We start from the raw sequence: 6,659 nt of genomic DNA on the forward strand, positions 1-6,659 counted from the left end.
ACTTGTGTATATGGATACTCATTTCTAATTTTTTCTTCAATAACTTTTGAAACCGTAATAATTTTTTTGCTTTTACTGTAAATGGAGTTTGCTAAAAAAATATTTTTAGGAAAATACAATTCGGTCATATAACTTCTAACGGAAACTATTATAGGAGCATTATAAATAAACTTTGATATAAAAAACTCCTGAAATTGAAAACGTTTTACTCTAAAATCAAGAATAAAATCAAATACATTAATGTTAAAAAAACGTTTCATGGCATAAAAACGCTTTGCTTTATTGAATACACCATTAGAGTTATTTTTGAGTTTTCCCATATTAAAAACTTCACCCGAATATTGATATTCAATTTTGTCAACCACTATAAGATGATGCACTTTACACTGGTTATTTTCAAAAAAAATAGACAACAAAGCAGCACAACGCTCTGCTCCACCAGTTGCCAATTGGTCTGAAACAATGCAAATTCTTAATGTTTTATTTATAGATTGGTTCAATTTTTAGTTATTTTAGCCACAAATATAAGCAATAAATGAAGATTTTATTAATAGGTGAATTTAGTAGGCTACATAATTCTTTAAAAGAAGGATTAGAAAGTTATGGACATGAAGTTAAAATTATTGCCAATGGTGATGGTTTTAAAAACTATGCAGTAGATTATTCTACAAAAGCAGTGTTTTTTGAGAGTAAAATAGGAAATATCCTTAGGCAAATTACATACAGAATAACAAAATTTGACATAGCTTCACTTGAAAGAGGGTTTCGGTTTTATGTTCACCTAAACAAATTAAAAGGCTTTGATGTGGTACAATTTATCAATGAAAAACCCATTCAAACAATTCCATGTATTGAACGCATGCTATTAAAAAAAGTTTTTAATAGCAATAAAAAGTTTTTTTTATTATGTTGTGGTGTTGACTATATAGTAGCTGCTTATATGCTTGAAAAAAAAGGCAAATATTCTATTATGAATCCTTATTTTGAAAACCCAAAAGCGGTCAAAAATTATCAATACATGCTTGATTTTTTAACAAAATCACATAAAAAAACACATGATTTAATGCATAAACATATCAAAGGAATTATAGCCTCTGACTATGATTATGTATTGCCAATGAAAAATCACAGCAAATATTTAGGTTTAATAGCAAATCCGATAAATATTCAAAAAAATACTTGTATAGAAACACCCATTATAGATAAAATAATTATTTTTTTAGGGATCAATAGATCTACGTATTATGCAAAAGGCATATTGTTTTTTGAAAAAGCATTGGCTATAATTAAAGAAAAATACAACTCTAAAATAGAACTTATTGTTTCTGAAAATATACCATATAAAGATTATATAACTTTATATAACAAGGCCCATATTGTTTTAGACCAAGTGTACGCATACGATCAAGGATATAATGCTTTAGAAGCTATGGCAAAGGGCAAAGTTGTCTTTACGGGTGCAGAATCTGAATTTCTAATTTATTATGAATTAAAAGAAGACGAAGTCGCCATAAATGCATTGCCCGACGTAGATTATTTAGTAGAAAAACTATCTTTTTTAATTGAAAATCATTCAAAAATAATTGAAATTGGATTTAATGCTCGAAAATTTATAGAAAAAGAACATGATTATATTAAAATCGCTGAAAAATATCTTGAAAAATGGGCTTTATAAATCTTTATCTTTTTTAAATTTTTCAAAAACAAATGCCTTAATATCAATACGTTTATTTAATTCAAAATAAGAGAAAAAGACTGAACACATTAACAATATTATTAATAAGACCTTTAAAATAAAATCTTCAAAATTATAACTTAAAATAAGAGCTACTACACCAAAAAATAAATTAACTATTATAAGACTAACACATTCTTTAGTAAAAGAAAATTGATACTGCTTTTGATTCATATGATAAATATAAAATCCATAAACAATATAATTTACTACAAAAGCGGTTCCTATTCCTAATAAGCCGAATTGATCGTAAAAGAAAATAGTAAATCCTAGATTTAATAAATCTCCAACTAAAGCTTGTTTGAAATATAATTTCTTATTTCCTTTCGCTAAAATAATATAACCTAAAGGGAAAAACAATTGCTTTTAAAATAACAGAAAAAAGAGCAACTTTTAAAATAATAAAAGAGTCTAAAAAGGATTTAGAATAAAGTATTTCTATTAAAAAAGGGCCAGTTATATATAACAAAATTATAGCAGGAGTTACTATAATTATGGCAATTTCAATTTGATTATTGACTAGGTTTTTTACCTGTATATTATCTAAACTAATGGCCGATAATTTAGGAAAAAAATCATAAGACATGGCATAAAAAACAAGACCCAAATAATTTACCATAATAACTGTACTGACTTCGTAATAACCTAAAATTTCATTTGAAGCGCCATTGTCGCTTAAATACAATCGCAAAATAAAATAAGAAATTTGGCCAAATATTAAGTTTAAAGACATAAAAAATCCCAACTGAAAGATTGGTAGCGATTGACTATAAAAATCTTTAAATAATACAGGATAAAAATTAAAAGAATATTTTTTTGTAAAATAAAATGTAACACAAAACTGAATAATACTCGAATATAAGACAACGTAAACTATACCTTCAGTTCTATACAAATAATAAAGTAAAACTGATCCAATAGCTGTAAGGAAAGATATTATAACATTACTGATTGCTAAAATTTTAATGTCATTTAAACCTTGTAAAACAGCTATTCGTGCGTTTGACAAACTGGTTAGTAAAAAATAAACGGATAAAATTATAAACCAATGTTGTCGCTCGTAACTACCAAAAGCAAAATAACTCAAATATTTACTAAATATAACAGAGAAAATTGCTCCTGTAAATCCAATAAAAATGGCCATTTTTTGGATGTTAGAAATCAAATTTTTAAATTTATAAATATCTGTTTCACTTTTATTTAAAGCAACTTCTCTAGTCGCTGTTTTTAAGAATTCAAAATTCGTTACAGCTAATATGATGTTGATGATATTGTTCAACAAAGCTACCAAACCAATACCAACTGGCCCAAGATATAAGGCAACAAATTTAGAACTAACAATGCTGATTAACATTTTAGAAATTTGCATTATCCCAAAAACTCCCGTTGCTTTTAAAATAGATCGATACGATTTGCTTTTCTTTTGAATCATAAAACTTTAATCAATTACACATCCTTTATCTAAATATTGCTTTTTAAAATTATTTGACCAACTCAACCAGTTTTTATAAAGAATCGTTTTGTATTTATCTGCTTCTAATGCCTCAAAAATATCCTTAGAATCTAAATCGTTTGGTAAAGATTTTATTGTGTTAAAAGAGCCTTCAAGCCAAGCTTGATTGAGTATTTTGTTAAAAATAAACATATCAACATTTCCTTTATAATGTTCTTTGTATTGATTAGTAGCCGATGATATAAAACCTGTTTTTAAAATTTCTTTTTTATGATGTGCATAAGTATATTTTTCTTTTCGCTTGAAAAATATTTTAACTGCATTGTATTTTTGCAAATTTTCATCGATGCTGTTTTGATGATTTTTCCAAAGTTTTATAAAATAATCACGCTTAAAAATAACTCCTGCAACAGCATAAATAGTGTAATATGCTAATTGCCTGTCAAAAGTATTAATTCTCAATATTTGCAGTATTCTTCTAATCTTAAATTTTGTAAACTTATAAAAAATGAAATTATACAAAACTGGAATTTTGGTAAACAATTTTGGACTAATAAGAACTAAATTCCTTTTTGAAACAGCTTTTTTACTTAAATTTATTTTGGGGTTTCCTATCCAATATAGTTTTGATAAAGCTACATTGTTTTCAATCAATTCTTTTTCAACATCCTCTATATCTATATCTTCAATAAACCAAGTATCGTCTTCAATTAATATAAAATAATCTGAAGCTTTTTTGGCAGCATCAACCCATAATTTTATTGGTATTTCATAACTAATAGGCTTAAACCCTTTACTAGTTAAGGCCTGTTTTTTTTCATAAAATTCTGATTTTTCTATGATAATATTTGGGTATTTTTCTTTAATTTTTTTTAAAAAAATTTGAGGTGTTCCGTCATCTAAAACAATAATTTTTCCATTAAAATTTTTAACATATTTTATTATCGAATACAAGCATCTGTCAAGATAATAAGCTCTATTGAATGATTTAATTAATATATCCATTACGTTTTAATTTTTTTATATCTAAATAGCACGAATTATTTGTGCCGGATTACCTGCTGCAACTACATTTTCAGGAATCGATTTTGTCACTACAGATCCAAATCCTATAACTGAATTTTGCCCAATAGTTACACCTTTTAATATGGAAACATTATCGCCTATAAATACATTTTTTGAAATTAAAACTTCAGCACTTTTTGAAATTACAGAAGTTCTTTTATCGATTTCGAGATGGTGACCATCATTATCAATGATAGCACAATTTATACCAATTAATACGTTATCTTCGATTGTTATTTTTGAAAAAGCAACTGCCGAAAAAGCATTGTTAATAGACACGTTATTGCCAATTATAATTTGGCTTTCTTTAAATCGAGCCTCTAAATAAGAATAATGTGAATAAAAATTTGATGAAAACACAACCCCTATTTGAACTTTAGTACCAAAAACAACAGTCCCTTCACCTTCTAAAAGCATTGGATGATGTTGTATTGGATTTCCAAAAGTATTCTTACAAGTAGAAAGCCATTTATACTTTAGAATTCTAAATTTAACAAAAATAATATGTTTTATTTTTTGGACTATATTCATTTAATATTGATTTAAAGTTTGGATCACTTTACTAACTTCAACATCTGTTAAAATTGGGGAAATTGGAATACTCAAAACCTCATCATGAATTTTCTCAGTAATAGGAAAAAACATATTATTCCAACTTTTAAAAGCTTTTTGTTTATGTATAGGTATCGGATAATGTATCACGGTTTCAATATCGTTTTTTAATAAATATTTTATTAAATCAGCTCTGTTTTTTGTTCGAATAACAAACAAATGAAACACATGATTATTGGATAAATCCCAAAAAGGTAAAATTATTTTATCGTTTTTTATTTCAGTTACATAGCGTTTGGCAATTATTCTTCGCTTGTTATTATCATCATTTAAATAAGGTAATTTCACATTTAAAAAAGCAGCTTGCACTTCGTCTAAACGACTATTTACGCCAATATATTCGTTATGATATTTTTTTTCTGAACCATAATTTCTTAATGAATACAATACTTTTGCTAATTTATCGTCATTGGTTGTAATAGCACCAGCATCGCCTAATGCGCCTAAATTTTTTCCTGGATAAAAACTATACGCTTGAGCATTTCTAACTTCTGATTTCTGACTTCTTACCTCTGAAACTGCTCCGTGAGATTGTGCTGCGTCTTCAACAACTAATAAATTATGTTCTTTTGCAATTTTATTAATTTTATCCATTTCACATAATTGTCCGTACAAGTGAACGAGCAAAATGGCTTTTGTTTTGGAAGTAATTTTTTCTTGAATTAAATCAGGATTAATAGTATATGTTTCCAACTTTGGCTCTACCAAAACAGGCACCAAATCTGCTTGAAGCACTGCTAAAATTGAGGCAACATAAGTATTTGCTTGAACAATGACTTCGTCACCTTTTTGCATCAAGCCCAACTCAATATAAGCTTTAAAAATTAAAACTAAAGCATCTAATCCATTTCCAACACCTATACAATATTTTGAGTTTGTATATTTGGCAAAATCAGTTTCAAATTGTTTGACTTCATCGCCTAAAATAAACCAACCTTTATCTAAAACAAATTTCATTTTTTGTTGAAATTCATCTTGATATTGAGCATTTATCTTTTGTAAATCGTGGAATTTTATCATACTAATATATTTTCAAGCAAACTAAAATTTGAAGTTTTAACTTCATAAAAATCTTGATTTATAGTTCTTGCTCCAAAACTTTCTTTAAAGTAATGCAACGATTCGTTCAAATTTCTACCTTGATTTTCATTGGAAATTCCAAAATCAAAATATTTTTTCTTTTTATACACTTCAATTATCAAATGATTGTAAAGGAAATCCAAACTTCCTAAATCATTATTTAAATCTTCATTTCCAGAAACATATTGTGGATGAATTACTTTTTCTTTTTCAAAAACTGTGATTCCTGCTACAATTTTAGCATTATGATAAACATTATATTGTTTAATCAAATTAGGAAATTTACTTTTCAAATAAGTTATTTCTTCCAAGGAATGAACTGGTTTTACTTGATACTTACTTTGTAAATTTGGAATTAAAATATCTTGCCAAAATTCGTCAAAAGTCTCAACTTCTTTTACAACTAATTTACTTTTTACACCTTTTTTAATGCCCCGTTTTCTAATTCTAGATAGTGGTATTTTATGTTCTAAATCAACAATTGCAATACTATCTCTTCTATATAATTTTGCTTCTAATAAAAATAAAATATAATCAATTTCGTTTGAAGGTAGTTTATGATAAATAGTTGGAATTAATTTTAAATTTAAAGCTTTAATTCCATTTTCATTCAAATATATTAAAGTTGTATTGACAACTTCAATTGAATTTGAAAGTAACATTTTATCATTAAAAACAAACCCCCCATAAGTCAATCCTTGATGCGAAAAAACA

Annotated in this window: 7 protein-coding genes and 1 pseudogene; 1 reads left to right on the forward strand and 7 read right to left on the reverse strand. The window is 26.4% G+C overall.

Annotated features, from left to right (window positions below):
- A pseudogene (locus tag AABM47_RS00455) lies at positions 1 to 500 on the reverse strand (hypothetical protein); the annotation flags it as partial.
- Between the two features lie 35 nt (positions 501 to 535).
- Here AABM47_RS00455 and AABM47_RS00460 point away from each other — a divergent pair.
- Entirely contained in the window at positions 536 to 1,675 is a 1,140-nt protein-coding gene (locus AABM47_RS00460; protein ID WP_338408953.1) for a glycosyltransferase, read from the forward strand.
- Here the strand turns inward: AABM47_RS00460 and AABM47_RS00465 are convergent.
- From AABM47_RS00465 to AABM47_RS00490, 6 genes are all read right to left on the reverse strand, one after another.
- Positions 1,670 to 2,095 (reverse strand): polysaccharide biosynthesis C-terminal domain-containing protein, encoded by a 426-nt coding sequence (locus AABM47_RS00465; protein ID WP_338408954.1) that lies wholly within the window; start codon positions 2,093 to 2,095, stop codon positions 1,670 to 1,672. The two genes, AABM47_RS00460 and AABM47_RS00465, sit on opposite strands and share 6 nt — an antisense overlap.
- Positions 2,052 to 3,167, reverse strand: coding sequence for an oligosaccharide flippase family protein (locus AABM47_RS00470; RefSeq protein ID WP_338408955.1), 1,116 nt, complete (start codon positions 3,165 to 3,167; stop codon positions 2,052 to 2,054). The genes AABM47_RS00465 and AABM47_RS00470 overlap by 44 nt, the downstream gene beginning before the upstream one ends.
- Before the next feature lie 6 nt (positions 3,168 to 3,173).
- Positions 3,174 to 4,193, reverse strand: a complete 1,020-nt coding sequence (locus AABM47_RS00475) for a hypothetical protein (RefSeq protein WP_338408956.1) — start codon at positions 4,191 to 4,193, stop codon at positions 3,174 to 3,176.
- A gap of 21 nt (positions 4,194 to 4,214) precedes the next feature.
- Positions 4,215 to 4,784 (reverse strand): acyltransferase, encoded by a 570-nt coding sequence (locus AABM47_RS00480; RefSeq protein ID WP_338408957.1) that lies wholly within the window; start codon positions 4,782 to 4,784, stop codon positions 4,215 to 4,217.
- The gene (locus AABM47_RS00485; RefSeq protein ID WP_338408958.1) at positions 4,785 to 5,885 is read right to left on the reverse strand and encodes a DegT/DnrJ/EryC1/StrS family aminotransferase; all 1,101 of its coding nucleotides are present in this window, start codon (positions 5,883 to 5,885) and stop codon (positions 4,785 to 4,787) included. It abuts the gene before it with no gap.
- Positions 5,882 to 6,659: GNAT family N-acetyltransferase (locus AABM47_RS00490; RefSeq protein WP_338408959.1), on the reverse strand; the 778-nt coding region annotated here is incomplete at its 5' end. The genes AABM47_RS00485 and AABM47_RS00490, both read right to left, overlap by 4 nt.

The sequence above is a fragment of the uncultured Flavobacterium sp. genome (assembly GCF_963925415.1).
Lineage (GTDB): Bacteria > Bacteroidota > Bacteroidia > Flavobacteriales > Flavobacteriaceae > Flavobacterium.